Source organism: Limnohabitans sp. 2KL-51, from assembly GCF_003063645.1.
GTDB lineage: Bacteria > Pseudomonadota > Gammaproteobacteria > Burkholderiales > Burkholderiaceae_C > Limnohabitans_A.
The window spans coordinates 264990-291498 of sequence record NZ_NESJ01000001.1 but is presented as its reverse complement, the minus strand read 5'-3'; the positions used below and the strand labels follow the sequence as shown (position 1 = coordinate 291498).

18 protein-coding genes are annotated in these 26509 nt (G+C 58.7%); 4 read left to right on the top strand and 14 right to left on the bottom strand.

The genetic code is table 11. The features are described from left to right. Nucleotides 1-22: 22 nt before the first annotated feature. The 12 genes from B9Z49_RS01305 to B9Z49_RS01250 form a co-directional block, all read right to left on the bottom strand. Complete coding sequence (locus B9Z49_RS01305) at nt 23-1078, bottom strand: C4-dicarboxylate ABC transporter (protein WP_199224959.1); 1056 nt, start codon at nt 1076-1078, stop codon at nt 23-25. A 232-nt stretch (nt 1079-1310) separates the two neighbouring features. Next, a complete protein-coding gene (locus B9Z49_RS01300) occupies nt 1311-1937 on the bottom strand; it encodes a molecular chaperone (protein WP_108351618.1) in 627 nt (208 codons plus the stop codon). Nucleotides 1938-1946: 9 nt separating this feature from the next. Further along, a complete protein-coding gene (locus B9Z49_RS01295; protein ID WP_108351617.1) occupies nt 1947-4064 on the bottom strand; it encodes a 4Fe-4S binding protein in 2118 nt (705 codons plus the stop codon). Further along, entirely contained in the window at nt 4024-4755 is a 732-nt protein-coding gene (locus B9Z49_RS01290) for a DUF3306 domain-containing protein (RefSeq protein WP_108351616.1), read from the bottom strand. The genes B9Z49_RS01295 and B9Z49_RS01290 overlap by 41 nt, the downstream gene beginning before the upstream one ends. After that, a complete protein-coding gene (locus B9Z49_RS01285; protein ID WP_233254452.1) occupies nt 4752-5309 on the bottom strand; it encodes a DUF3305 domain-containing protein in 558 nt (185 codons plus the stop codon). The genes B9Z49_RS01290 and B9Z49_RS01285 overlap by 4 nt, the downstream gene beginning before the upstream one ends. A 34-nt stretch (nt 5310-5343) precedes the next feature. Continuing rightward, complete coding sequence (locus tag B9Z49_RS01280) at nt 5344-6834, bottom strand: sensor histidine kinase (protein WP_146188435.1); 1491 nt, start codon at nt 6832-6834, stop codon at nt 5344-5346. A 79-nt stretch (nt 6835-6913) separates the two neighbouring features. After that, nucleotides 6914-9706: a formate dehydrogenase subunit alpha gene (gene fdhF / locus B9Z49_RS01275; RefSeq protein ID WP_108351614.1), complete on the bottom strand. Its 2793-nt coding sequence runs from the start codon at nt 9704-9706 to the stop codon at nt 6914-6916. Then, nucleotides 9703-11424, bottom strand: coding sequence for an NADH-ubiquinone oxidoreductase-F iron-sulfur binding region domain-containing protein (locus B9Z49_RS01270; RefSeq protein WP_108351613.1), 1722 nt, complete (start codon nt 11422-11424; stop codon nt 9703-9705). Before B9Z49_RS01270 ends, fdhF begins: the two co-directional genes overlap by 4 nt. A 162-nt stretch (nt 11425-11586) precedes the next feature. Continuing rightward, a complete protein-coding gene (boxA, locus tag B9Z49_RS01265; protein WP_108351712.1) occupies nt 11587-12900 on the bottom strand; it encodes a benzoyl-CoA 2,3-epoxidase subunit BoxA in 1314 nt (437 codons plus the stop codon). 311 nt (nt 12901-13211) lie between these two features. Further along, nucleotides 13212-14639 carry a benzoyl-CoA 2,3-epoxidase subunit BoxB gene (boxB, locus tag B9Z49_RS01260; RefSeq protein ID WP_108351612.1) on the bottom strand — a complete coding sequence of 476 codons (1428 nt, stop codon included), beginning with the start codon at nt 14637-14639 and terminating at the stop codon, nt 13212-13214. Nucleotides 14640-14729: 90 nt separating this feature from the next. Continuing rightward, nucleotides 14730-16388, bottom strand: coding sequence for a 2,3-epoxybenzoyl-CoA dihydrolase (gene boxC / locus B9Z49_RS01255; RefSeq protein WP_108351711.1), 1659 nt, complete (start codon nt 16386-16388; stop codon nt 14730-14732). A gap of 156 nt (nt 16389-16544) precedes the next feature. Then, complete coding sequence (locus B9Z49_RS01250) at nt 16545-17459, bottom strand: helix-turn-helix transcriptional regulator (RefSeq protein WP_108351611.1); 915 nt, start codon at nt 17457-17459, stop codon at nt 16545-16547. Nucleotides 17460-17736: 277 nt separating this feature from the next. Here B9Z49_RS01250 and B9Z49_RS01245 point away from each other — a divergent pair, with 277 nt between their 5' ends. After that, entirely contained in the window at nt 17737-19293 is a 1557-nt protein-coding gene (locus B9Z49_RS01245; RefSeq protein WP_108351610.1) for a benzoate-CoA ligase family protein, read from the top strand. Nucleotides 19294-19355: 62 nt separating this feature from the next. On the opposite strand, the gene B9Z49_RS01240 is transcribed toward B9Z49_RS01245, so the two are convergent. Next, the gene (locus tag B9Z49_RS01240; RefSeq protein ID WP_108351609.1) at nt 19356-20324 is read right to left on the bottom strand and encodes a LysR family transcriptional regulator; all 969 of its coding nucleotides are present in this window, start codon (nt 20322-20324) and stop codon (nt 19356-19358) included. Nucleotides 20325-21010: 686 nt separating this feature from the next. Between B9Z49_RS01240 and B9Z49_RS01235 the strand changes: the two genes are divergently transcribed. The 3 genes from B9Z49_RS01235 to B9Z49_RS01225 all read left to right on the top strand — a co-directional run bounded on the left by B9Z49_RS01235 (nt 21011) and on the right by B9Z49_RS01225 (nt 25234). After that, on the top strand, nt 21011-22093 hold the full coding sequence (locus tag B9Z49_RS01235) for a Zn-dependent alcohol dehydrogenase (RefSeq protein WP_108351608.1): 1083 nt from the start codon (nt 21011-21013) through the stop codon (nt 22091-22093). Between the two features lie 394 nt (nt 22094-22487). Next, the gene (locus B9Z49_RS01230; RefSeq protein ID WP_108351607.1) at nt 22488-23486 is read left to right on the top strand and encodes a tripartite tricarboxylate transporter substrate binding protein; all 999 of its coding nucleotides are present in this window, start codon (nt 22488-22490) and stop codon (nt 23484-23486) included. A 38-nt stretch (nt 23487-23524) separates the two neighbouring features. After that, complete coding sequence (locus tag B9Z49_RS01225) at nt 23525-25234, top strand: amidohydrolase family protein (RefSeq protein WP_108351606.1); 1710 nt, start codon at nt 23525-23527, stop codon at nt 25232-25234. Nucleotides 25235-25337: 103 nt separating this feature from the next. Here B9Z49_RS01225 and apbC read toward each other — a convergent pair whose 3' ends face one another. After that, on the bottom strand, nt 25338-26426 hold the full coding sequence (apbC, locus tag B9Z49_RS01220) for an iron-sulfur cluster carrier protein ApbC (RefSeq protein ID WP_108351710.1): 1089 nt from the start codon (nt 26424-26426) through the stop codon (nt 25338-25340). Nucleotides 26427-26509 lie beyond the last annotated feature (83 nt).

Sequence of the window (26509 nt, the reverse complement as noted above, 5' to 3'; positions counted from 1 at the left end):
TGATGGAACTGTCAAATGAAAATCAACCTTTTTTCGCGGGTGCCGCTTTGGCTCCGAAGAAATGGTTCACAGCCATGCGACGGCTGATGTTGGTGTCCTGGTCCCATTTGACCGCACGTTGTGCGAAGGCGCGTTGGGATTCCACGATCTCTTTGAACAATGGATTCTCCGCAGACTTCTTTTCAACAATTTCAGTCCAGATTTTCAGTTGGTCTTGCAAAATCGCATCGGGTGTTTTGTAGAACTTGACCTTGTCTTTGGTCTGCAACTCGATGTAATCCTTGGAGTAACGGTCAATGGCTTTCCAGGACATGTCGGCCGAAGCGGCTTCTGTGGCACCCGCGATCACGGCCTTCAGCTTGGCAGGCAAGGCGTCGTACTTGGTCTTGTTGAACATGATCTCAAAAGTCTCAGCGCTCTGGTGGTAGCTTTGCAGCATGCACACTTTGGAGACATCGGGGAAGCCCAAAATACGGTCAGAGGTGGCGTTGTTGAACTCAGCGCCGTCCAGCAAACCACGGTCCATGGCTGGCACGATCTCGCCGCCTGGCAAGGCGTTCACAGCAGCGCCCATGGCGGTGAACAAGTCAATGGCCAAACCGTTGGTGCGGAACTTCAAGCCTTTGAAATCGGACGACTTGGTGATCGGCTTTTTGAACCAGCCCAGTGGCTGGGTAGACATGGGGCCGTACAGGAACGACTGCACGTTGCCGCCAATCGACGCGTACAGCTTGGCCAGCAGCTCAGCGCCGCCGCCGTACTTGTGCCAAGACAAAATCATGTTGGCGTCCATGCCGAAAGCCGGGCCAGAGTTCCACAATGCCAAAGCGTTTTGCTTGCCATAGTGGTAACCCAACACACCGTGACCACCGTCCAAAGTGCCTTTGGAGACCGCTTCAAGCAAACCAAATGCAGGCACCACAGCACCAGCAGGCAGCACTTCAATCTTCAGATCACCACCGGTCATGTCGTTGACCTTCTTGGCGTAATCCAGTGCGTACTCGTGGAAGATGTCCTTGGCAGGCCAAGTGCTCTGCCAGCGCATGGAAATCGGGCCGGTTTGGGCCGTGGCGATCATGGGTGCAGAGATTGCACCTGCGGCGACAGCTGCGCCTTTGAGAAGATGACGACGGCGTGGGGTTTTGTTGTCTGACAAAGTGAATCTCCAATCGTGGTTGAACTTTCAAGCGCGAAAAATTACCGCCTGGTTTTTGATTATGCAGCGCACCAAAGGCTCACTCGTCAGTGAAAACCCTAGGTCACCTCGTCATTAATTTCAAATTGAAATGTTGAAATGTTGAAAATTTCATTCAATCCACCAAATCGAAGCCCTGCGTTTCTACGCTCAGGAAAGCTTCGGTGAATGCGGCCAAGCGGGCATAAAAAACGGCAGCCGGGTGCGCCTGCAGCGTTTGGCACATTTGCGGCACCCACGGCTGCAGATGCTGGCTGAAAAATGCCATTTGGTGCGTGAGGTTGGCCACGGCCACATCGTCCCCGGCAATCAGGTAGCGCATGACTTCAAAAACATAAGCCACATGGTCTTCGGTGTCGGACATGCCCTCGCCTTTGCCCAGGCCCAAGGCTGCCAGGTCGTCGCGCAGCTTGACCAGTGGTTTTTCGTTCAAAAAGCCGCTTAGGTAGTGCGAGCCGTAAAGGTAAACCTCGGGCTTGCCCACGCCACCAAACAGTCGGTTGTATTCGGCCACCACTTGATCGTGGTTCAGACTGCGGGCGCTGGCCACCAGGTTGCGCCAAGGCTCTTCCAAAAAGCCACCGGCATCGGGGGCCTCGGTCACAGCCACCTGCAATTGGTCCAGCAAATCGACCGAAGGGGCGGCATAAAGAAGCTGCGACAGAAGACCATACACCTCGGCGCGGGCGGTTTCTTCGTCCAGCGCGTGGCTGCTGTTCGACAGGTTCAGGTCTTGGCTCATGGCAAGCATTTATCGGGTTTTGGGGGGCACTTGGCCATCGGTGATGCGCACCTGGTTCTCGTCGGTGAACATGTCCACCACGCGGCAATCTCCGCACATTTTCAGGCGCTCCAGGGCCGGGCCCTGGAACATGCTGTGCCCCGTCAGGCGGCCCAGCATGGTCTCGATGGCCTTGAGGGTGCCAAAGGGTTTGGCGCAGCGGATGCAGGCGTAAGGCGGGCTGCTGTGCACCACGCGCGGCTGCGTACGTTCGGCCAGCAGCGACAGGCGTGGCTGCAGCGTGATCGCGTTCTCGGGACAGGTCGTGGCACACAGACCGCACTGCACGCAGTTTTTCTCGACAAAACGCAACTCAGGCTGCAGGGGGTTGTCTTGCAGCGCCGACGAAGGGCAAGCGCCCACACAGCTCATGCACAGCGTGCACTTGCTGCCGTCCACCGCGATGCTGCCTAATGGCGACCCAGCGGCAGGCAAGGCCAGCGCCTTGGGGCGCGAGGCCTCGTCCATCGCCATCACGGGCGACTGCGCCATCAGGTGGTCGATGACCAGCTCGAGGTTGCTGCGCTTTTCGGCTTGCACCGCGTGCCGGGCGGCCACGGCAGGGCCTGTGGGCAAGCTTGCGGCCTTGAGGCTGCGGGCGCACAGGCGCTGCAAATCACCATCCAAAGATGTTGCGGTTTTGGCTTCGATCAGCTGGAAATGCACACCGGTGTAACCCAAACCATTGAGCAGGCTTTGGGCCACAGCCATTTGTTCCATGAGCGCAGCGCGGTATTGCGGCGCTTCTTCGGCGGTGATCAACACCATGACCTGGCGTGCGCCATAGGCCACGGCCGAGAGCCAAAGCTCCATCCCCACACTGGCGGTGTGCCACATGGCCACGGGCATGACCCTGGCAGGCACACCCTGCATGACGCCCAGCTGCGCACCGCGGCCCAACTCGTCGATCAGCGCCTGGCCTTTTTCTTGGCTGTGCAAAAGCAAAGCAGCATCACGCCCGCCAGCGGCTTGGTAGGCTGAGAGCAATGCGCGGATCTTGGCACCTTGCTCTGCCGGGCGCGGGTAGGCGTAGGTCAGTGCGCCTGTGGGGCAAGCTGTGGTGCACGCGCCGCAGCCCACGCACAGGTTGGGGTTGACCACGATTTGCTGGCGGCTTTTGTCCGAGCGCACGGCTTCGGCCGAGCAGATGTCGATGCAGGCGCTGCAGCCCACTTGCTCGTTGCGGCTGTGGGCGCAGAGCTTTTGTTTGTAGGCAAAAAAGCGGGGCTTTTCAAACTCGCCCACCAGTTCGCGCACCTTCAGCAAAGTTTGCAGGTCTTGCCCATCCCAGCGGAAATACCCCTGCGGCAAGGCGTGCGAGGTGAACGTGGGCGAGGCCTTGTCGCCGCGCAAGTCCAGCACCACATCAAAGCGCTCGGTTTGTGGGCGGGCGTCGCGGCTGAAGTCGATGGCACCTGCGGCTTCGCACACCTTGACGCAGTCGCGGTGCGAAGTGCAGCGCGACAGGTCCACCTGGTAATCGAGGCCAATGGCCTGCTCGGGGCAAGCCGCCACGCAAGCGTTGCAGCGGGTACACAGGTCGAGGTCTATCGGGTTACTGGCATCCCAAGTCACATCAAAGGCGCCCAACCAACCGCTCAAGCTTTGCAAGCGCCCGGCCACCACAGGATGGCGCCGCTCCTGGCTGCCCCCGGCGTTGCCAGGGCCTTGCGCAAAAATGGTGACCTGCATCGCATCTGACAGGAAACTGGCGGCGCGTTCGGCCACATCGATGGCCCCGATGATGAGCACGCGGCCTTCGCTTTTGTAGGTGACGGTGGCCACCGGTTCGGGTTCGGGCAAACGGGCAGCGGCCAGAAGTGCGGCCATTTTGGATGTGGCGTGCTCGGCTTCACGGCCCCAGCCACCGGTTTCGCGAATGTTGACAAAGCGGATGGGCGAAATTGCGCCTTCGGTTTGCTCGGCCAGTTCACTGAACAAACGCTTTTCTTGCGTGCAGGCCACCACCACGGTCTCGCCGGTTTTCAAGGCTTTCTGGAATTGCCCCGCTTCGCGGCGGCACAAGGTGGTGTGCAGCGTGAGGTCTTCACCCAGTGCTTGGCCCAGAGCTTGGGCTTGCAGGGGCATGGTTTGGTTGCAGTTGCAAATCAGGGTGGTCATTTTCGGGGTGCGCGTTGACGTGGGGCTGAAACACGGGGCTGACCGGTCCTGCCAAATGAGGCAGGTGAGGCGGCGACTGTGCCACAACTGGCGAGCCTTGCGGGGCCGCAGGACTTTGCACAGGGTTTTCACGGGGGCCTGCAGCAGGACTGACCGCAGTCAACATGGGCTCGGCCGTGGCCGCGGTCTTTGCCGCCGCTTCATCGGGTTTGTCGAATAAACCCAGCAGTTGCGCGCCCACCATTTTTTGCAACATGCCCGCAGGCATGGGGTCGGGTGTGTTGTAGTCGCCGATGTAGATGTCGAGCCCGTCCATCACATTGAAATGAGGGTCGGTGAACAGTTTTTTCATGGCCGCATTGCGCACATCGGCGGTCACACCGGGCCGCATGAAAGGCTGAAAATCCGAGGTCGGCGTCAAGGCGCGCGCATCGTCCAGACTGGGCAAGGGCTTGGCGGGCAATTCGCTGGACTTCGCTTCGGTTGCACCCGACTCAATCTCTTGGGGCGCAGCCGTGGAACGCTGTAACGATTGGGACGATCCCGTCAACTCAGACGAATCGACCGGACTCGCCGGGACGGCAGCTTCGGCCACCGGCACGCCCTTGGCCACAGCCTGTTTGCGCTGCGACCATCGGCTGAAAAAGTGCTCGCTCATGGGCCCTGCCTCCCGCCCTTGCGCTTGTCTTCGGTGCTGACCGAGGCAGGCTGCCCAAAGCGGTCGGTCAGGCCCTGAAAGCTTTGCGGGCGCTGCCGGCGCTTGACTTCGGGCACATAAAAGGCGTCCGTGAAGGCCTGCAGCCGCGCCACCACTTCGGGAGAGGCGGGGACGTTTTCCACAGTTTCCTGGGCATCGAGCCAACGGCCCGCGTCGTGATAACTCAGGCTCAGGGCCTGGGGCACGGCCTGCTCCTCCTGGCCTTGCAGCCCATCGTTCAGACGCCACATAACAAAGAAGCTGGGGGTCGGCGAGGTGAGGTTGAGCCAATAGCCTTCGGCGTCGTCACTGAACAGCTCCAGCCGCCAAGCGGGGTAGAGCCACAGGGCTTCGCCATCGGTTTGGCGCAGGCAGCGCGGGGCCTCACCAAACCCGACTTCATGCGGCACCACATCGGCCAGCACCCAGCGGTGGGACTGCCAACGGGCCATGGGCCCTTGTACGGCTTCGCGGCGCATCAGCACCGCCATTTCAGACACCACATGAACAGACATTGGGCACTTTCTTTCAGCGGGGCTTACCCCTTCATCAACCCAGCATGGTTTCGTTCAGCAAGGGTAAACGCAAAGTGAAAACCGTGCGTAGACCGGGCTCGGACTGGAAGGTCAAACGACCGCCGTGCATCTCGACGATAGAACGGCTGAGCCACAGTCCCACGCCCATGCCTTGCGACTTGGAGGTTTTGAACAAGTTGAACACATCTTCCGCACGCTCAGGTGCGATGCCTGGGCCATTGTCTTCCACCTCCAGGTGCAGCTGATCACCCAAAGCCTTACCCGATATGCGCAGCTCAGGTTTGTCACAGCCGGACTCGGTCAGCGCATCGATGGCGTTGTTGAGGAGGTTCAAAACGACTTGTTGCAATTGCGTAGCATCGCCATGCACACGCAAGTGGGGATCCCAATCGACCGTGCAGCCAATGTTGGCATCTTTCATTTTTGACTGGACCAAGTCCAGTACTTCCTGCACCACCTCGTTCAGTTTCAAGGCCGTGTACTCGCCTTTGCTCATGCGAAACAAATTGCGCAGTTTGCGGATGATGTCTGCCGCACGCTGGGTGTCATGAACGACGGCGTTGGCCACCTGGGTAAGAAACGCCAAATTGGGCGTTGACCGCTCACGTTGAGCCTCTTCCAATTTGGCTTGCAAGAGTTCGGCGTGCAGCAAGTTGGCCGTGAGCGGCTGGTTCAACTCGTGCGCAAAACTGGCCACCAGTGCGCCCATGCCTGCGCTCTTGTTGGACAAGGTCAGCTGCCGGATGATCTCTTCGCGCTCGGTCAACAAGGCACTCAGATCCTGGGCGTGTTGAAAGGACAAAGCTGCTTGCTCTTGCTCACGGGCCAGTTGCTGCTCCGTGGCGATTTTTCTGCGGTGGTCTTGGTCCACAAAAATCTGCATGAACCCCACACACAGCAACATGATGGCCGTGAATTGACCGATGAACACCAAGGCGTGATCCCAGGAGTGTTCGTAAAGATCTTCAGCCCCAACGCCCGCCATCATGGCCAGCGCCTTGACGCCCAATGTCACCGACAAAATCAAGCCTGCCCACATCACAGAATCTGCGCCCTTTTTGTCGTGGGTCAGGGCAATGCGTTTGCCAGCGAAAAAGTACTCCAAACAATTGAAGGCGTAAAAAACATAAAACACCAGCATGATGGTGCTCTCGGGTGAACCCGAAAATTGCAAGCCATAGCTGAGCGCCAAAAAGGCCACGTTCGCCCCACCCGAGGCACACAGCCACATGGGCGATGCCGGGCCATTGAGTGAGCGCAAAGCCACTTGGCGGCCCCAGTTGCCCGCCGCCATCAGAAACAGCCCCACCACCACCACCACATCGGTGCTGAGCCAACCCCGACTGCCCATCACGCACAAAGACAGTGCACTGAGAATGCCCGACACACTCCACATGACCACCACCGGGCTGCGAAAGCGCGCCAGCCCGTACCAGATGGCCGCATGCAGCATCAGGTACAAAAACGCATCCATCCAGAAGATGGTTTGCACATTCAAATTCAAATCAGCCTCCTTGGCCAGATCGGACAGCGCATCGTGAACGCAGCCGAATCACTGGCCCACGGGCGCAAACAGCTGCCAATTATGCGTTCACCGGGGTCGCCGCTTCGATCCGCACGGCACAGTATTTGAATTCAGGGATCTTGCCAAACGGGTCCAGCGCCGCGTTGGTCAGCAAGTTGGCCGCTGCCTCCTGGAAGGCAAAGGGGATGTACACCGTGCCCAGCGGCGTGCCGTCGTCCAGACGCACCTGCAAATGCACTTGGCCCCGGCGCGAGGCAATGTTCACGAAGTCACCGGGCTTGAGGCCCAGCCTTTGCAGATCGTGCCCGTTCAGCGAGGCCGTGGCCGCAGGCTCCAGCGCATCGAGCACGGTGGCGCGGCGCGTCATGCTGCCGGTGTGCCAGTGCTCCAGTTGTCGACCGGTGATGAGCACCATCGGGTACTCGGCATCGGGCTGCTCGTTGGCGGGAATCAGGCTGGCGGTCATCAGCCGCACACGGCCATCTGCCGTCGGGAAATGGTCATGGAAGACGATGGGCTGGCCCGGATCGTCGGCGCTCACACAGGGGTAAGTGACCGAGCCCGCGTTCAGGCGCGTCCAATCGATGCCGCCAATGGCTGGGGCCATGGCCTGGCGCATTTCTTCGTACACCTGGGCCACGCCCTCTTGCTCGCCTGCATAAGACCAATTCAGGCCCATGCGCTGGGCGATCTGCTGGATGATCCACAAATCGGGCTTGGCATCACCCGGCGGCAGCACGGCCTGACGGCCCATTTGCACCGTACGGTCGGTATTGCTGACGGTACCGGTTTTTTCAGGCCAAGCGCTCGCGGGCAGCACCACATCGGCCAACCAGGCGGTTTCGGTCAAGAAGATGTCCTGCACCACCAGGTGCTGCAAGCTGGCCAACGCGTGGCGGGCGTGGTTCAGGTCGGGGTCGCTCATGGCCGGGTTCTCACCCATGATGTACATGCCGCGCACCTTGTGCGGATCGCTCTCGGGGGCCAGCGCCTTGTGCATGATTTCAACCACGGTGTAGCCAGGCTGGTCGTCCAACTTCGTGTCCCAGAATTTCTCGAACCAGTTGTGCGCTGAAAGGTCAGTCACGTGCTGGTAGTTGGGGTACATCATCGGGATCAGGCCCGCATCGCTGGCGCCCTGCACGTTGTTTTGACCGCGCAAGGGGTGCAGACCGGTGCCGGGCCGGCCAATCTGCCCGGTGATGCTGGCCAGCGCAATCAGGCAGCGCGCGTTGTCGGTGCCGTGCACATGCTGGCTCACACCCATGCCCCACAAGATCATGGCGGCTTTGGCTTTGGCGTAGGCCCGCGCCACTTCCCGGATGGTATCGGCTGGAATGCCGCACACCGCGCTCATGGCTTCGGGTGTGTAGCCCTGAACGTGGGCCTTGAGTGCGGCCACATTGTCGACACGGTCGCGCAAAAATTGTTCGTCGCACAGGTTCTCGGTGACGATGACGTTCAGCATCGCGTTGAGCAAGGCCACATCGGTGTCGACCTTGAACTGCAGGTTGCGCCAAGTGTGGCGGCCAATGTCGGTGATGCGCGGGTCGGCCAGCACAATGCGGGTGCCGCGCTGGGCGGCGTTTTTCATCCAAGTGGCGGCCACTGGATGGTTGTTGGTGGGGTTGGCGCCGATGACGATGATGAGGTCTGAGTGCTCGACATCGCGCACCGGGTTGCTGACGGCCCCTGAGCCCACGCCTTCGATCAAAGCCGCCACGCTGGACGCGTGGCACAAACGCGTGCAGTGGTCCACGTTGTTGCTGCCAAAACCAGTGCGCACCAGCTTTTGGAACAAGTAGGCTTCTTCGTTGCTGCCCTTGGCCGAGCCGAAGCCGGCGAGCGACTTGGGGCCGTGTTGCTGGCGCAAAGCGTTCAGGGGCCCAGTGGCCAAATCCAGTGCTTCGTCCCAGGTCGCTTCGCGGAAGACTTTGCGCCAGTCGGTCTGCCCATCGACCAGGCTCAGGTCCTTGGCCACGCCCTTTTTGCGGATCAGTGGTTTCGTGATGCGGTCTGGGCTGTGGATGTAATCCATGCCAAAACGACCCTTGACGCACAAGCGGCCTTCGTTGGCCGGGCCTTCGCGGCCTTTGACGCTGATGATCTTTTCATCTTTGACCTGGAAAGTCACCAGGCACCCCACGCCACAGAAAGGGCACACCGAATCGACTTCGCGGTCCACCTTTTGCGGGCCCATGTGGCTCTTGGGCATGAGCGCGCCCGTGGGACAGGCCTGAACACATTCGCCGCAGCCCACGCAGCTGCTGCCGCCCATCGGATCGGCCAGGTCAAACACCACTTGGGTGTGCGCACCCCGAAAAGCCAAGCCGATCACGTCGTTGACCTGAAGATCGCGGCAGGCGCGTTCGCAGCGGTTGCACTGGATGCAGGCGTCCAAGTTCACGGCCATGGCGGGGTGGGACAGGTCGGCGGGCACGGCAGCTCGGCGCAATGCCGCCAGTTGCGGTCGCACCTGCACGCCCTGGTGCTCAGCCCACTGGCTTAGTTCGCCATGCGGCGCTTCAGCGCGGTCGTCCACCCATTTGTGGCCCTGTTCGGGCAGGTCGGCCAGCAGCATCTCCAGCACCATCTTCTGGCTTTTGACTGCGCGTTCACTGTCGGTACGGACCTGCATGCCGGGCGTGGCACTGCGGCAGCAGCTGGGGGCCAGCGTGCGCTCGCCTGCAACTTCAACCATGCAAGCACGGCAGTTGCCGTCTGGGGCCAGACCTTCTTTGTGGCACAGGTGCGGGATGGCGATGCCCAATTCTTTGGCGATGTTAAAAATGCTTTTTCCAGCGGCTGCTTCAACTGATCGGCCGTTAAGGGTGAATTGAACGGTGCTCATGCTGCCCCTACTTCATGCGGAAAATAATCCAGCACACACCGTATCGGGTTAGGCGCGGCCTGCCCCAAGCCGCAGATGGACGCATCGCCCATGACCTGTGCAAGATCTTGCAAAGTCTCGGCATCCCAAACCTCAGCCGTCATCAGTTGCGCGGCCTTGTCGGTGCCCACACGGCAAGGCGTGCATTGGCCGCAACTCTCGTGTGCAAAAAAGCGCATCACATTCAGCGCGGCTTCGCGGGCACTGTCGTGTTGGCTCAGCACCATCACGGCTGCCGAACCGATGAAGCAGCCGTGCGGCTGCAGGGTGTCAAAGTCCAGCGGCACATCGGCCAGGCGCGCGGGCATGATGCCGCCGCTGGCACCGCCAGGCAAATAGGCATAGAGCGTATGCCCCTCAGCCATGCCGCCACAGTATTCATCGACCAGTTCACGCAACGTGATGCCCGCGGGCGCGAGCTTGACACCCGGCTGTTGGACGCGGCCACTCACACTGAAGCGGCGCAGGCCCTGACGGCCGTGGCGCCCTTGCGATGCAAAGCTGTCTGCGCCTTGTTCAATGAGTTCGCGCACCCAGTAAAGCGTCTCGAAGTTGTGCTCCAGCGTGGGGCGGCCAAACAGCCCGACCTCGGCAATGTAGGGCGGGCGCATGCGCGGCTCACCGCGTTTGCCCTCGATGCTTTCGATCATGGCCGACTCTTCGCCGCAGATGTAGGCCCCCGCGCCACGGCGCAACTCAATGCGCGGCAAAACGCAAGGCGGGTTGGCCTGCAAAGCCTTCAGCTCTTCAGTCAGCAAAACACGGGCCTCGTGATACTCATCACGCAGGTAGATGTAGACAGTCTCGCAGCCCACCACACTGGCGGCGATCAACACCCCCTCCAGAAAGCGGTGGGGATCGGCCTCAAGACAAGTGCGGTCCTTGAAGGTACCGGGTTCGCCCTCGTCGATGTTCACGGCCATCAGGCGCGGACCGGGCTGGTTGCGCACGATGCGCCATTTGCGCCCAGCCGGAAAACCCGCGCCGCCCAGCCCGCGCAAACCGGATGTCTCCAAGCACTGAATGACCGATTCTTGGTCCTTCAAACCTGCAGCCACTTGCACCGCCAACTGGTAACCGCCCGATTGCCGATACGCCTCGAGCCGAATGGCCTCTGGCAAAGGATTGGGCGCGATCTGGTTTTGGGCCACCCTTTGGGCCACGGCCTGCGCCGTGGCGAAGGCCACGGCCTGTTGGCCCACCTGCACGGCAGGCGCCTGCTCGCAACGCCCCAAACAAGGCACAGGCACCACTTTCAGGTCCAGTAGATCGCTTTGCAACTGGCTCAACAAATTGGCGCTGCCCGCAAGGCTGCAACTCAGGCTGTCGCAGACCCGCACCGTGATGCGCGGTGCCGCTTCGTCGTCTTTCAAGATCTCGAAGTGGTAATAGAACGAAGCCACCTCGAACACCTCGACCACGGGCAGACGCATCTCGGCCGCGAGCGCCACGATGTGGCGCTCGAACAAACCTCGAAAATGGTCGTTGAGCACATGCAGGTGCTCGATCAGCAAATCGCGGCGGTGGCCTTCTGTAGGCTTAGCACCGATCAGGGCCTGCACTTCGGCTTGGGCCTCGTCCGAAGCTTGCCGGCCTTTGAGTTGCGAACGGGGCTTGCGCAGCTGCTCGCGCAAGGCATTCAATCCGATGCGGGTTTCAGAAGTGAAATCGGTTTGCATGCTTAGTGGTCAGATCCATTTGAAAAATTCATGGCAGCCATTAACAAGCGCTGAATGTCGGGACTGAAGCCACCGACCTACAAAATGCCCCACTCGCTACCTTCAGCAGGTCGGCACTTTCAGGTCCGACATGAAAGTGAACGAACACTGCATTCGCCTGAATCAATAAGTTTCCAGGTGCAAGCGGCCTTCTTTTTTCAGGGCCGTACCGATATGGTCCCAGTCCAGCCCCCCATTTTGCGCGATGTCGCGCAGGGCCATGACCACGCCCTCTTCCATGCTTTTGAGGCCACACACATAAAAGCAGGTGTTCGGGTCTTTGAGCTGCAGCGCGATGTCGGCGGCGCGGTCGCGCAGCGCGTCTTGCACATAACGCTTGGGTTTGCCTACCTCGCGAGAGAAAGCAAACTCGATGTCGATGAAGTCTTTGGGCAGATTGTTGAGCGGGCCAAAGTACGGCAGCTCGGCAGGGGTGCGGGCGCCGAAGAACAGCATCAGCTTGCCACCTTCAAACTTGCCGCTGGCGCGAAGGCGACGACGCCACTCGGTCATGGCCCGCATGGGGGCACTGCCGGTGCCTGTGCAAATCATGACGATGTTGCTCTTGGGGTGGTTGGGCATCAAGAAGCTCGCGCCAAACGGCCCAATCACCTGCACTTTGTCACCGACCAACAGGTCGCACATGAAGTTGGAGGCCACGCCACGCACAGCTTTGCCGTCGTGGTCTTCGAGCACGCGCTTGATGGTGAGCGAAACGTTGTTGTGCCCTGGCCGTTCGCCATTACGCGGGCTGGCGATCGAGTATTGGCGCGCATGGTGCAGCTTGCCGTTGGCGTCCAGCCCGGGAGGGATGATGCCAATCGACTGGCCTTCGAGCACCGGGAAAGGCAAGCTGCCAAAGTCCAGCACGATGTGGTGCGTGTCATAGTCTTGCTGGCCCTCTTGCAAACCCACCTCGGTGACGCGCAGGTTGCCAGTCACGCTGGCGGTGATGGTTTTGTCTTGCGCCTTGGGGCCATACAGGTTGGTGTAGGCGTGGGCCGCAGACCAAGGGGGAAGGGTTGCGCCAAACTGCGCCGAGTTGAAACCCGAAGCAGTGGCGGTGCTGACCGCCGAAGCTGAGGAAGCTGCTGCCGCTTGCACGGCGGTTTGCGCTTCTTCTTGTGCAGTGTCTGCGACGCCGCCCGCAGCAGCCAACTCTTGAGCACTCAATTCTGCGGGCAGGTCGTACCACTTGAGTTGTTCTTCGATGCTGTAGGCCTTGGCCTTGGGCACCATGCGCCAGTTATCGATCGAGCCGGTGGGGCATGGCGAGATGCAGTCCATGCAACCGTTGCAGATATCGGCCTTGACGACGTAGTTGAGCGAGTCGTGCGTGATGGCACCGACCGGGCAAATTGCTTCGCAGGTGTTGCAGCGGATGCAGATTTCCGGGTCAATCAGGTGTTGTTTGATCAGCGTGGCTTCTGTGCTCATGTCTTGGCTCACTTGTTGTGTCTTTGGCGATTTGTTTTTGGTTTGCGAGGCCCGCAACGGTATGGCTTGGGGCCGGGCGCCTCATACTGGGGTACCAGAAATCGGCGCCCGGCCCCAAGCCATGCCGTCACTCTGTGCCAGTTTGAACCTCGGCAGTCTACCGGTGTTTCTGCGCTTAAAGCACTCATGCAGTTGACAGGGGAAGGGGCGGGTGACGATTTCTGGTACCCCAGTATGAGGAACCCGCCCCTTCCTCTGTCAACTGCCGCCCCTGTAACGAAACAGAGGCAGCAGTCAGATCAGAAGATCAATCAGTTGAACCGGACATAATCAAAGTCCACTGGCTGACGGTTGATGCCCATGACGGGAGGCGCGATCCAGTTGGCGAACTTGCCTGGCTCGACGCAGCGGCCCATCAGGCTGGCCACATAAGCGCGGTCTTCGTTGTTGGGCAACCACTCGCCCACTTGGGCCATCCACTGCTCGTCCGTCACCACACGGCCATCGGGCGTGATCTTGGAGCCGGACAAAGAGCCGATGTTGCGGTGGAAAGCCTTGTGAGGGGCCGTCAAAGTGAAAGGAATACCGGCCTTGGAAATCACACGATTCCAACGGTCGATACCGCCTTTGGAATCGGTGATGTAGTCGTCGCGCAGCACTTCATTCAAAGCATTGAGCATCGGCACTTCTTTTTCGACCAGCTTGCCGTCTTCGACCGACAGGATCTTGTAGCTGTTGCCCTTCAAGACGTGGTCATCACCGCGCTTGCCTTCTTCGTAACGGCCCTTGAGGCCCGAGCTGTAGAAGGTGGCGGCATTCGAAGACTCGTCGGCACCGAACAAGTCGATGGTCACCGAGAAATGGAAGTTGATGTAGCGCTGAATGGTCGGCAGGTCGATCACACCAGCAGCACGCAGCTTGCCCACATCGTCGGTCTTGAGCTGATTCATCACATCCACCGTGCGCTGGATGGTGCGGCTCACGCCGGACTCGCCCACAAACATGTGGTGCGCTTCTTCGGTCAGCATGAACTTGGTGGTGCGGGCCAGCGGGTCGAATGCCGACTCGGCCAAGGCGCACAGCTGAAACTTGCCATCACGGTCGGTGAAGTAAGTAAACATGAAGAAGCTCAACCAGTCAGGTGTCTTCTCGTTGAAGGCCTGCAAGATGCGGGGGTTGTCTTCGTTGCCGCTGTTGCGCTGCAGCAGGGCGTCGGCTTCTTCACGGCCGTCTTTGCCGAAGTATTTGTGCAGCAGGTACACCATGGCCCACAGGTGGCGGCCTTCTTCGACGTTGATCTGGAACAGGTTGCGCAGGTCGTACATGCTGGGCGCAGTCAGGCCCAAGTGGCGCTGCTGCTCCACAGACGCTGGCTCGGTGTCGCCTTGGGTCACGATGATGCGGCGCAGGTTGGCGCGGTGCTCGCCAGGCACGTCTTGCCAAGCTTTTTCACCGATGTTGTCACCGAAATGGATCTTGCGGTCTTGCTCGCCGGGGTTCATGAACACGCCCCAACGGTAGTCACGCATCTTGACGTGGCCAAACTGGGCCCAGCCTTGCGGGTCCACGCTCACGGCGGTGCGCAGGTACACGTCCATGTCGGTCGAACCCTCAGGGCCCATGTCGTCCCACCAGTTGATGAAGTTAGGCTGCCACTGCTCAAGCGCGCGCTGCAAGGTGCGGTCTTCGCTCAAGTTGACGTTGTTGGGGATTTTTTCGCTGTAGTTGATACCGGACATGAGAGTCTCCAGAAATGAAAAAGCAACGGTGGGGTCAAATTTCGGTTACAGAGCGGACCACCGGGCACCGCACTGCACAACGCAAAAACATCAAACGCGGTTCAGATCAAACTGGACTTTTTCACCTTTGCCATAGACCTTCAGGGCTCCCTTTTCGCCCACGGCGTTGGGGCGCTGGAAAATCCAGTTCTGCCAGGCGGTCAGGCGGCCAAAAATGCGGGTGGCCATGTTTTCCTTCTGGGCAAAACGCAGGTTGGCTTCCAGACCGGTCAAGGCGTCGGGCGACATGGACGAACGCTCTTCCAGCGCCAGGCGAATTTCGTCAGCCCAGTCGATGTCGTCGGGCGCAGCTGTCACCAAGCCCAGCGCCAGAGCGGCATCGGCGTCCAGCACTTGGCCGATCGCGCCGCGTGCGGCTTCCATGGCGGGCACTTCTTCGTAGAAGCGGCGCTGCAGGCGGGTCTGGTCGTTGACCATGGGGAAGAAACCGAAGTTCATCTCGCTCAGTTGCAGCTTGGGCGCTTTGTCAGCGTCGTCAGGCAGCGCCAGCATGTAAGCGCGGTCGGCGCAGAACGCCAGTTCGGCCAAGGTGCCCGCAAAGCAAGTGCCTTCTTCGATCAGGGCAAACAGGCTCCGCGAAGACACGTCTATGCGCGCCAGTGTGCGGCGCAGGTGGCCGATGGTCTCGCGCACCAACCAGTGGTCTTTGTGGGCCAGCAAGGTCGCGTCAGACGCCAACACGGCAGCAGCGTCACCTGCTGTTTTGAGCACCCAGGTGCCGATGTCCAGTTCGTTGGTGCGCATGTGCAGAATGGCGTCGTCCAATTCGCGCACCATCTGCAGCGGCCACCAGTTCACGCCTGCGACTTCAATGCCAGCGATGTCGGTGGGCTGAGCTGTGGCAGGGGCTTTGACGGTGAAAGTGGCGATGCGCTTGGCGCGGTCGATCTCCACGGTGACATTGATATAAGTCAGGGCATCGGCCGCGATGCTGCGGTTCAGCGGGGTCAATTCCACGCCTTTGACGCCTGCGGTGCGGATGCTGTCGGCAGCCAGTTTTTTGGCACGGGCTTGCACAGCTTCTTTGAACACAGCGGGCTTCGCGATCGCATCGACCAGACGCCAGTCCACGGCTTTTTGACCGCGCACGCCTTCCACGCTGGTGCAGAAGATGTCGGCCAGGTCGTGGCGCACATGGCGCTTGTCGGTCACGCGGGTCAGGCCACCGGTGCCGGGCAACACGCCCAGCAAAGGCACTTCGGGCAGTGACACGGCGCTGGAGCGGTCGTCGACCAGCACGATTTCGTCGCAAGCCAGGGCCAGCTCGTAGCCGCCGCCAGCGCAAGCACCGTTCAGGGCAGCCACAAATTTCAGGCCGTCGTGTTTGCTGGAGTCTTCGATGCCGTTGCGGGTTTCGTTGGTGAACTTGCAGAAGTTCACTTTCCAGCCGTGGGTGGACACGCCCAGCATGAAGATGTTGGCACCAGAGCAGAACACGCGGTCCTTCAAGCTGGTCACCACCACCGAGCGCACTTCGGGGTGCTCAAAGCGGATGCGCTGCAATGCATCGTGCAACTCGATGTCCACACCGAGGTCGTAGCTGTTGAGCTTGAGTTTGTAGCCAGGGCGAATGCCGGCGTCTTCGTTGATGTTGATCGACAAAGTTGCGATCTCGCCATCAAAGGCCAGGTTGATGTGCTTGTACTCGGCTGGGCTGGTCTGATAGTTGACCTGAAGTGAAGTGCTCATGGCTGTCTCCATCGTTGAAGGGGTTGATGTGGGGCAAAAAATGCATTTCAGTGCATGTTGAGTTGAAGTTTAGTGCATCTTTTTCAAAACCGCAACATGCACTTTAATTCATTTTATAAGGGTTTACCCTATGAATCATAAAATTTCCACTCACCCTCATACCCCCAAGGTCAAATGCTGGCGAACCGAAGTACGCAAAGCCGCGAAGGCCTGGTCTTCGGTGCGTCCACTGGTGTTGATGGTCATATCGGCTTTCGAATAAAAAGCCGAGCGCCCTTCCAGAATGCGTTTGAGGTCTTCCATCGCCTCGCGGCTGGCGGCCATGGGGCGCATGTCGCCTTGTGCGGCCACGCGCCCCATGTGATCGGCCGCATCGGCCTGCAGCCACACGGTCGTGCAGTGCGACAACAGCAGGTTGAAATTGCCCGAGTCGGACACCAAACCACCGGGCGTGGCGATCACCACTTCGGGGTAGATCTGGATGGCTTCTTCGAGGGCTCGGCGCTCGTAACGGCGGTAGGCGTTGGCCCCATACAGGTTGTGGATTTCGCTGATCTGACAGCCTGCAAACTGCTCAATGTCACGGCTGAGCTCGATGAAGGGAAAGCCCAGATCATCGGCCAGACGCTGGCCCAGCGAGGTCTTGCCCGCGCCGCGTAAGCCAATGAGGGCGATGCGGTTCTTGCGCTCTTGCGCGTTGCCACCCTCGCCAAACATGTCGCTCAACTGCACACGCGCACGGCGCAAATCGGCCTCGCTGCGCTTGGAAAGCAATTCACGAATCAGCAACCACTCGGGCGAGGTGGTGGTCACATCGCCCAGCAGCTCGGCCAGCGAGCACTGCAGGGCCTGCGCCACCTGCAACAAGACCAGTACCGACACATTGCCCGTGCCGTATTCAAGGTTGGCCAAATGGCGCTCGGACACATCGGCCGCCACCGCCACGGCGCGGCGTGTCATGCCTTTGCGTGAACGCAAAGTACGCACGCGTTCGCCCAGCGCTTCCAAAAATGGATTGCGCCGGGTTTCGGGCTCGGACGGCTCAATGACAGTGGAATCTTGCAAGGACATTTTTCTTTCAACCAAAACAAAGGGTAAACCCTTATTTTTTAAACACCACAAAACATGCACTTTAATGCATACTCAACACCAAGCACAATAATGCATAAAACAGTTTATACCGCCATCTGCACAGCAAGAAAAGTTTTTGTTGCATGCGTTGGATTGCACAGGAGGTCTCAGGCCCTTTAAATGAATTTTTTTTGCATGCCCACAACCTGTTCCTTCTGAGCCCCCTTTTAAAGAAGTCATCGTTACCACAACATCAGAGCATCCGAGGAGACAAACCATGAACCCCAGTAGCCCCCCCGTTGACTTCAATTTCGCCCAACACCTGATCGCCAGCAACGCCCATCGCGGCGGTAAAACCGCGCTGATCGACGATGTCGGCGCTGTGACGTATGGCGAACTGACTGAGCAGATCCGCCGCTTTGCCGGTGGCCTGCAGGCCATGGGGATCAAACGTGAAGAGCGCGTGCTCTTGCTGATGCAAGACAGCAGCGACTGGGTGGTGGCCTTTCTGGGCGCGCTCTATGCAGGCGTGGTGCCGGTCGCGGTGAACACCTTGCTCACAGCCGAAGACTATGCCTTCATGCTGAGCAACAGCCGCGCCCAGGCCGCCCTGGTCTCGGGCGCCCTGCTGCCCACGCTGCAAAGCGCCCTGGACCTGGTCAAAACCGAGGTGCGTCAGGTGTTGGTCTCGCGCCCCACCGGCGCTTTGGCACAGGGCCAATTCAACATGGCCGACTTTGTGGCCCAGAACAACCCGGTGCTGCCTGCCCAGACCCTGGCCGATGAGCCCGCCTTCTGGCTGTATTCGTCGGGCTCCACCGGCAAGCCCAAGGGCACGGTGCACAGCCAGGGCAACCTGTACTGGACGGCCGAGTTGTACGGCAAAGGCGTGCTGAACCTGCAGGAAAGCGACACCGTGTTCTCGGCCGCCAAGCTGTTCTTTGCCTATGGCCTGGGCAACGCCCTCACCTTTCCCTTGAGCGTGGGGGCTACGGTGGTGTTGATGGCCGAGCGCCCTACCCCGCAAGCCACCTTCAAGCGCCTGGTCGACCACCAGCCCACGGTGTTTTACGGTGCCCCCACCGGCTACGGCGGCATGCTGGCCAACCCCGAACTGCCCGCCAAAAGCCAGGTGGCTTTGCGTCTGTGCTCCTCAGCAGGAGAGGCGCTGCCGCGTGACATCGCAGAGCGCTGGAGTGACCATTTCGGCTGCGACATCATCGACGGCATCGGCTCCACAGAAATGCTGCACGTCTTTTTGTCCAACCGCCCGGGCGACGTGCGTTACGGCACCACGGGCAAGGCTGTGCACGGCTACGAAGTGCAGTTGCGCAACGAAGACGGCAGCGTGGTGACCGGCCCCAACGAAATCGGCGACCTCTACATCCAGGGCCCCAGCAGCGCCCTCATGTACTGGAACAACCGCGAGAAATCGCGCGACACCTTCCAGGGCGTCTGGACCAAGAGCGGCGACAAATACACCCGCGACCCCGACGGCTACTACACCTACGCGGGCCGCAACGACGACATGCTCAAGGTCAGCGGCATTTACGTGTCGCCTTTTGAGGTCGAATCCACGCTGGTGCAACACCCCGCTATTCTTGAAGCGGCCGTCATCGGCAAGGAAGACACCGACGGCCTGACCAAGACCAAGGCCTTCATCGTGCTGAAGGCGGGCCAGAGCCTGACGCAGGAGGAGATCAAAGCGTTCGTGAAGGAGCGCCTGGCCCCCTACAAATACCCACGCTTCATCGAGTTTGTGGCCGAGCTGCCCAAAACCGCCACAGGCAAGATCCAGCGCTTTCGCTTGCGTGAGCAGGAAAAAGCCAGCTAAACACCAACGTCCAGGCCGTTCACAAGGACGCCATGCGAACCAAAAGCTGCTTCAACGGAGGTTCAAGCCGGAGGCTCAGCCACCAGCACAGAATCGTTCACTTCAGAGCCAGTTGAAGCCAGCACTTGCTCGATCTTGCCGATCAGCCACAAAGCCGCCGGCGACAGCACTCGCCCTTGGGCATGGATGACCGATGTGGCCAGCGCCTGTGCAGCGGCGTACTGCACATGCGGCAAGGCAAGGCCCTGTGCAGAGGAAATACCGCTGGGCAAAACGCTGGCCATGGCCTCGTGCGTGGCAAACAAAACACTGTCACTGGACAGCATCACCGACTGCAACACCGCCACGCTGTCGCAGCTCAGCCCCACTGGCAATTCTTCGTGGTGGGGCAATTCATAAATCTCCTGAAGAGCCAGCCTGGCCTGATGCGGCAAAACCGGGCCAATGAGCTTGTACTGGCGCAAAGCCTGACGCTGTGCCAATGCATCCAGCGCCAGCAAAGGATGCGACTGTCGCACAAAAAAACCAAAGCGCTGCGGCGGCAACGGGTGCACGGCAAAGTCGGCTGGCGGCGGCAAGCTGTGCGTCAAGGCCACCACAAAATCGAGTTCATTGCGTTGCAACTTGCCCCGCAACCGCTGCCAATTGCCAATGTCCACATCCACAGTGAGCCCCGGTTTTTCTCGCACCTGCTCGATCAGCAGTCGGGTCAGAAAAGCTTCTGCCGGGAAAACCCCGGCGCCGAAATTCACATGCCCCGAGTCCACCCCAACCAGTTGCTGCGCCTCGCGCTTGAGGCTCTCGGCATCCCCCAAAATTTGCAAGGCCCGGGGCAAGATCCGCTGCCCCGCGTCCGTCATGCTCACCCCCTCATGCGCCCGGTTGAGCAACTGCAAGCCCAAGGACTCTTCCAGTGTCTGGATGCTGCGTGTGAGCGCCGGCTGGGTCAGGTTCAGGCGCTGCGCCGCCTTGAGGAAAGATTTCTCCTCGGCAATGACGGCCAAGTGCTTCAGTCGGCGCAGATTCAACATATGCAAATATTTTATTAAAGTTTAATTTAATTGCAATTGTTTTTATTTCCGACAAGCACTAAGCTGAATGTTGTGCAGCACCAAACGGGCTGTTGCGCCCCATAAAACCCATAGGAGACCTGCATGACATGACCCCACAACGCGTTTCTGAAACCCAGACGTACATAGACTGACGCCCTGCTAGCCAGCCTGTGCATTGGGCCGCTGGGCAGCCTGGCGTTTGCACAAGAGGCCGCCTAACGCAGCCCTGCAATAGCTTCATCGCCACCTTGATGGCTGACCACCCCATCTTTGAGAACCAGCAAGTCACAGGTGAAATGCCGGGTCAGCTGATGCGGGCCGGTCAAAGAGCCTGAAAAGGCCAAGCACGTTCTCATTGACCCGTAAGCCCCAAAACACAGGGCAGGGGCTTATCTTTTTTAGCTGGAGCTGATTTAAACAGGTACATCGATTCCGGTTTACCAATGCGTACCCGACCAGAGTCAGCCCTTGAGCTGCAAGCACTTACGGTGTTTAATTTGTGGTTCGAGACAACACACGAACGTAGCCGTTTGATAAAGCATTGGAAACGGGCATGACAGGAGAATAAAAATCTGTATTTCGCTTGATGAGTACTTAAAAGAGGCGCAACCACATCGGTTCAGCCCTCCACCCTCGAAAAACACTATCTTGCAGGAGATCTTCAATTGAAAGCCGCTGTTTTTCATGGCCCTGGTCAGCCAATGACCATCGAGAATATCGAAATCGACAAGCCCAAGCGAAATGAGGTGCTGGTGCGAACCCGCGTGAGTGGTCTTTGTCACAGCGATCTGCATTTTATTGAGGGCAAGTACCCCACCCCTGTGCCTGCAGTGCTGGGTCATGAGGCTGCCGGGGTGGTTGAGGCGGTGGGTGAAGATGTTACCCACGTGAAGCCAGGCGACCACGTCGTCACTTGTCTATCGGTGTTCTGCGGCCACTGCGAGTTTTGCCTGACTGGCCACCAGACCATATGCAGCAACACAGCGATCAAGATGCCTCCCGGCAAGGCTAAAAGACTGCACTGGAAGGGGGAGCATCTGAACCAGTTCCTGAACCTATCGTCCTTTGCCGAGCAGATGCTGGTGCACGAAAACGCCTTGGTCAAAATCCACAAAGACATGCCGATGGAACTGGCGGCGCTGCTGGGCTGTGGCGTGCTCACCGGCTATGGCTCGGTTGTTCACAGTGCCCGAATGGAACCAGGTACCACTGTGGCCGTGCTCGGCTGCGGAGGGGTAGGTCTTTCCACCATCCATGCCGCGCACTTGGCGGGTGCGGCCCGCATCATCGCCATAGACATTGATGCGAACAAACTGAAAATGGCCAAGATCTTCGGTGCCACCGACGAAGTGGATGCCAAAGATCCGGACATCGTCGCCAAAATCGTTGAGATGACCCAAGGTGGCGTCCACTACGCATTTGAGTGCATCGGCCTTAAGTCCACCACTGAGGCCTCTTTCGCGATGTTGCGTCCGCGTGGTTTGTCTACCATTGTTGGCATGATCCCCCTTGGGACCAAAATAGAACTACACGGGTTTGATTTTCTGCGCGAACGTAGGATACAAGGAGCTTTGATGGGCTCAAACCACTTTCGTCTCGATATCCCCCGTCTGGTTGAATTTCATATGCAAGGTCGCATGAAATTAGAGAAGTTGGTTTCCAATCGGCTCAAGCTCGATCAAATTAACGATGGTTTTTCCGCACTACAACGGGGGGGGATAGCCCGAAATATAGTAGTTTTCGACTGAGCACCAGCTATAAATTTTTTTTATATAAAAAATTTTAAAATGCAATTGTTCTTTTTGACGAGATCTCTTACATTGACTTTAAGAGTTCAACAAAGGAAATAATTTCAAGTTTTAATGGCGCAATCGGTAATGATTTCCCCTGAAAATCCTATTCTTTTCTCCATTAAATCGAAGAAATAATAGTCGGAATCACACCACAGTACGCGCAGAATGCGCCGCTGACACACACTTTAATACTTGCTTCCTCGCGCTGATTTTCGACAGAGTGGTTACTTTAAAAGGCATTTTTACCAACGCTCGAATTACTGGTAAACCCTGACGAAGTCAAAATGAACTGTGTATTTTATCAAGCCGTTATCTTGCATTTTGTGTTCACTTCTAGGAGACATTTTCAATGAGAAATTTGAATAAAAATAGACGCAGTCTGATGATGGCAGCGGCTTCCGCCGGGCTTGGACTTGGCGGCTTTCCTATGGTTTCAAGTGCGCAAAGCTTTCCGATATCCGGGAAGCCAATACGTATCGTTTTACCTGTTCCGCCCAGCATTCTTGATACGACTCTTCGCCTCATGTTTGATTCTGTGAGCGCCGAACTTGGAACGAATCTGATCATTGACAATAAACCTGGTGCGTCAACAATTATTGCCGCAGAGGATGTCAAGCGCTCAGCACCTGACGGACATACCCTGCTTTACACGTTTGTCGTAACGCACACACAAAATCCCCACCTGTATTCAAAACTTCCCTATGATCCGTTTCGTGATTTCATACCCGTCACTCAACTGGTGCGCTCTGCAACAGTCTTAACCGCTCACCCTAAAGCCCCTTTCAACAACATAAAAGAGCTGGTTGCTTATGCAAAGGCGAATAAAGGCAAAGTTGCCTTCGGTTCGTACGGTAATGGGACCACATCACATTTGAATGGTGAAATTTTACAAAGAAGTGCCAATATTGAGCTGATCCATGTTCCTTACAAGGGGTCATCTGAAGCTGTTAAAGACCTGATCGGAGGGGTCGTCCCAATGATCTTCGATGGCACCCAATCTGCAGTAGTGAATATCAAGGCAGGCTTGGTCAAGGGCATCGGTACTGCTACAGACCGTCGGATAGCTGTATTGCCGAACTTGCCAACCATCTCTGAGCAAGGTGTCCCGGGTATTGACATTGTCGGTTGGCAAGGGCTGTTTGCGCCTGCTGGGACCAATCCTGCTGTTGTTGAGCGGATCGCCGCGGCGTTCCAAAAGGCGGTACGTCAAAAAGCTGTCACAAGTTTTATTGAAGAAGCAGGCAGTGAAGTCAGTGGCACAACACCTGCTGAATTTTCGGCGATTGTTCGCAAAGATTACGATCGTTGGGGACAAGTGATCAAAGCAACGGGTCTCAAATTTGACTGAAGCCGGTAGTTATTTCAAAAACTGAGAAGAGATTCAAAATGCACGACCTAGTCATCAACGGTGGTCTGGTCATCGACGGCACCGGCGCTCCAGCCCAAGCAGGCGACATCGCCATAGACCAAGGCGTCATCAGCCAGGTGGGCGGCAAAGCAGGACCGGCCCGCCGCACCCTGGACGCCCAGGGCGCGATGGTGACCCCTGGCTGGATCGACATCCACACCCACTACGATGGCCAGGCCACCTGGGACCCCTACCTCTCCCCGTCCACGTCACACGGCGTGACCAGCGTCGTCATGGGCAACTGCGGCATGGGCTTTGCTCCGGTCAAGCCCGACAAACGCGACTGGCTGATCTCGGTCATGGAAGGCGTGGAAGACATTCCCGGCGCGGTGCTGTCGGAAGGCATTCAGTGGGATTGGGAAAGCTTTCCCGAGTACATGGACGCCTTGTCACGTCGCCCCAAGGCCTTGGACATCGCCACGCAAATCCCCCACTCGGCCGTGCGGGCCTATGTGATGGGCGAGCGCGGCATCCAGCACGACGAGACCACGCCCGACGATCTGTTCGAGATGTGCAACATCGTTCGCGAAGCCTTGAAGGCCGGGGCTTATGGTTTTTCTACCTCGCGCACCTTTTTGCACAAATACGACCAGCGCAAATACCCACCAGGCACTTTTGCCACTGGCGAAGAAATTTCCACCCTCGGCCAGGTATTGGGTGAAGTGGGTCACGGCGTGTTACAGATGACGTCGAACCACATCTCGATGCACCACGAGATTCCGTGGATGCGCAATTTGGCCCTCAAAAACAAGCTGCCCGTGCTGTTCAACCTGCAGCAAACCGACCCGGCCCCGGACCTGTGGAAAGACATTCTGGGCACCCTCAAGGAAGCCCATGCGCAAAACATCCCCTTGTATGGCGGCATCTGCGGCCGGCCCGTGGGCCTGCTGTTTTCGTGGCACAGCAGCTTGCACCCCTTCATCGTCAGCCCGGCCTATCTGGAGATCGCCAAGCTGCCCTGGCCCGAGCGCATCGCCCGGCTACGCCAGCCCGAAGTGCGCCAGGCCATCCTGACCGGCGAGCGCCTGCGAACCGATGAGCGCATGCGCGTCATGTTTGGTAACTTCCACAAAATCTACCGCCTGGCCGACAACCCGGACTACGAGCCCGAAACCAGCGAAAGCGTCAAAGCCATGATGCAGGCCCAGGGCCGCAGCGGCCTCGAAGTGGTGTACGACCTGATGATGGAACGCGAGGGCATGGCCATGCTCTATTACCCCAGCTTCAACTACTCGTATGGCAACCTGGACCACCTGCACGAATGGCTGCAGAGCGATGTGACCGTCAACAGCCTGTCGGACGGGGGGGCGCACTGCAACTACATCTGCGACGTCAGCATGCCCACCTTCATGCTGACGCACTGGAGCCGTTCACGCACCCGGGGCGACACCTTCAGCGTAGAAGCCATGGTCAAACGCCAAACCCATGACACCGCACGCATCTACGGCATGCACGACCGGGGCACGTTGCAAGTGGGCAAAAAAGCCGACATCAACATCATCGATTACGACAAGCTGCGGCTGTACGCCCCCGAGATGGTCTACGACCTGCCTGCAGGCGGAAGGCGCCTGACGCAGCGCTGCGATGGCTACATCGCCACCTTGGTGGCTGGCCAGCCCATCTTTGAGAACCAGCAAGCCACAGGAGCACTACCGGGTCAGCTGATGCGGGCCGGCCAAAAGGGCTAGGGCTGATGGCTCGGCTTGAATGAACAAAGGGCGTCTGCGCCCTTTGTTCATCAACAAGATCCACGAAATGAACGTGATGTTCAGACCACGCTGATCAGCGTAATCAAGTGTCTTTGCTGACTTTGATGGTCGGGAACTTGCTCGAAAAGTCTTTGGCTTTGGCCGCGATCTTGACCGCAACCTGCCGTGCCACGGCCTTGTAAATCTGGGCCACTTCGCCGTCGGGGTCAGACACCACGGTGGGTTTGCCGTTGTCGGCCTGCAGGCGAATTTGCATGTCCAGTGGCAGTGCGCCCAGGTAGTCCATGCCGTATTCAGCGGCCATTTTCTTGCCACCGTCAGCGCCAAAAATGTGTTCGATATGGCCGCAGTTGGTGCACACGTGTACCGCCATGTTTTCCACCAGGCCCAAAATCGGCACGCCGACTTTCTCGAACATCTTCACGCCTTTTTTGGCGTCCAGCAGGGCGATGTCTTGCGGCGTGGTCACGATCACCGCGCCCGTCATGGGCACGCGCTGACTTAGCGTGAGTTGGATGTCTCCAGTGCCCGGCGGCATGTCGACGATCAAATAATCCAGCTCTTTCCAATTGGTCTGGCGCAGCAGTTGCTCCAGTGCCTGGGTGGCCATGGGGCCGCGCCAGATCATGGCCTCATCCTGACTCACCAAGAAACCAATCGACATGACCTGCACGCCGTAGTTCTCCATGGGCTCCATGGTCTGGCCGTCTTCGCTCTCGGGGCGGCCCTCGATGCCCATCATCATGGGCTGGCTGGGGCCATAGATGTCGGCGTCCAGCAAGCCCACTTTGGCGCCCTCAGCGGCCAGCGCCAGCGCCAGGTTGACGGCGGTAGTGCTCTTGCCCACGCCGCCCTTGCCCGAGGCCACGGCCACGATGTTTTTGACCTGCGGCAGCAGCGCCACGCCACGCTGAGCGCTGTGGGCCGTGATCTTGCTGGTCACGTTGGCCGACACATTGGCCACGCCCGCCACGCCTTTGGCGGCCGCAATCAGTGCTTGTCGAATGCCCGGAATTTGGCTCTTTGCCGGATAACCCAGCTCGACTTCAAACGACACATCGCCGCCTTCGACTTGCAGGTTCTTCAGCGTTTTGGTGGATACGAAATCTTTGCCCGTGTTCGGGTCAATGACGGCTTGCAGAGCTTGGAGAAGTTGTTCGGTGGTGGCCATGGTCACTTTCTTGAATGGGCGGAAGTTTACCGACAAGCCAGCCCATACACCCTAAAATCAGCGATTCCCCTACAAACTGCCCC

What these genes read in the sequence shown, in the direction of transcription:
- B9Z49_RS01225 (WP_108351606.1), top strand. Translation starts at nt 23,525, where the DNA reads ATGCACGACCTAGTCATCAACGGTGGTCTGGTCATCGACGGCACCGGC.
- boxA (WP_108351712.1), bottom strand. Translation starts at nt 12,900, where the DNA reads ATGAGCACAGAAGCCACGCTGATCAAACAACACCTGATTGACCCGGAA.
- B9Z49_RS01230 (WP_108351607.1), top strand. Translation starts at nt 22,488, where the DNA reads ATGAGAAATTTGAATAAAAATAGACGCAGTCTGATGATGGCAGCGGCT.
- B9Z49_RS01305 (WP_199224959.1), bottom strand. Translation starts at nt 1,078, where the DNA reads ATGATCGCCACGGCCCAAACCGGCCCGATTTCCATGCGCTGGCAGAGC.
- B9Z49_RS01285 (WP_233254452.1), bottom strand. Translation starts at nt 5,309, where the DNA reads ATGTCTGTTCATGTGGTGTCTGAAATGGCGGTGCTGATGCGCCGCGAA.
- B9Z49_RS01240 (WP_108351609.1), bottom strand. Translation starts at nt 20,324, where the DNA reads ATGTTGAATCTGCGCCGACTGAAGCACTTGGCCGTCATTGCCGAGGAG.
- B9Z49_RS01290 (WP_108351616.1), bottom strand. Translation starts at nt 4,755, where the DNA reads ATGAGCGAGCACTTTTTCAGCCGATGGTCGCAGCGCAAACAGGCTGTG.
- apbC (WP_108351710.1), bottom strand. Translation starts at nt 26,426, where the DNA reads ATGGCCACCACCGAACAACTTCTCCAAGCTCTGCAAGCCGTCATTGAC.
- fdhF (WP_108351614.1), bottom strand. Translation starts at nt 9,706, where the DNA reads ATGAGCACCGTTCAATTCACCCTTAACGGCCGATCAGTTGAAGCAGCC.
- B9Z49_RS01270 (WP_108351613.1), bottom strand. Translation starts at nt 11,424, where the DNA reads ATGCAAACCGATTTCACTTCTGAAACCCGCATCGGATTGAATGCCTTG.
- B9Z49_RS01245 (WP_108351610.1), top strand. Translation starts at nt 17,737, where the DNA reads ATGAACCCCAGTAGCCCCCCCGTTGACTTCAATTTCGCCCAACACCTG.
- B9Z49_RS01300 (WP_108351618.1), bottom strand. Translation starts at nt 1,937, where the DNA reads ATGAGCCAAGACCTGAACCTGTCGAACAGCAGCCACGCGCTGGACGAA.
- boxC (WP_108351711.1), bottom strand. Translation starts at nt 16,388, where the DNA reads ATGAGCACTTCACTTCAGGTCAACTATCAGACCAGCCCAGCCGAGTAC.
- B9Z49_RS01250 (WP_108351611.1), bottom strand. Translation starts at nt 17,459, where the DNA reads ATGTCCTTGCAAGATTCCACTGTCATTGAGCCGTCCGAGCCCGAAACC.
- B9Z49_RS01295 (WP_108351617.1), bottom strand. Translation starts at nt 4,064, where the DNA reads ATGCCCCTGCAAGCCCAAGCTCTGGGCCAAGCACTGGGTGAAGACCTC.
- boxB (WP_108351612.1), bottom strand. Translation starts at nt 14,639, where the DNA reads ATGTCCGGTATCAACTACAGCGAAAAAATCCCCAACAACGTCAACTTG.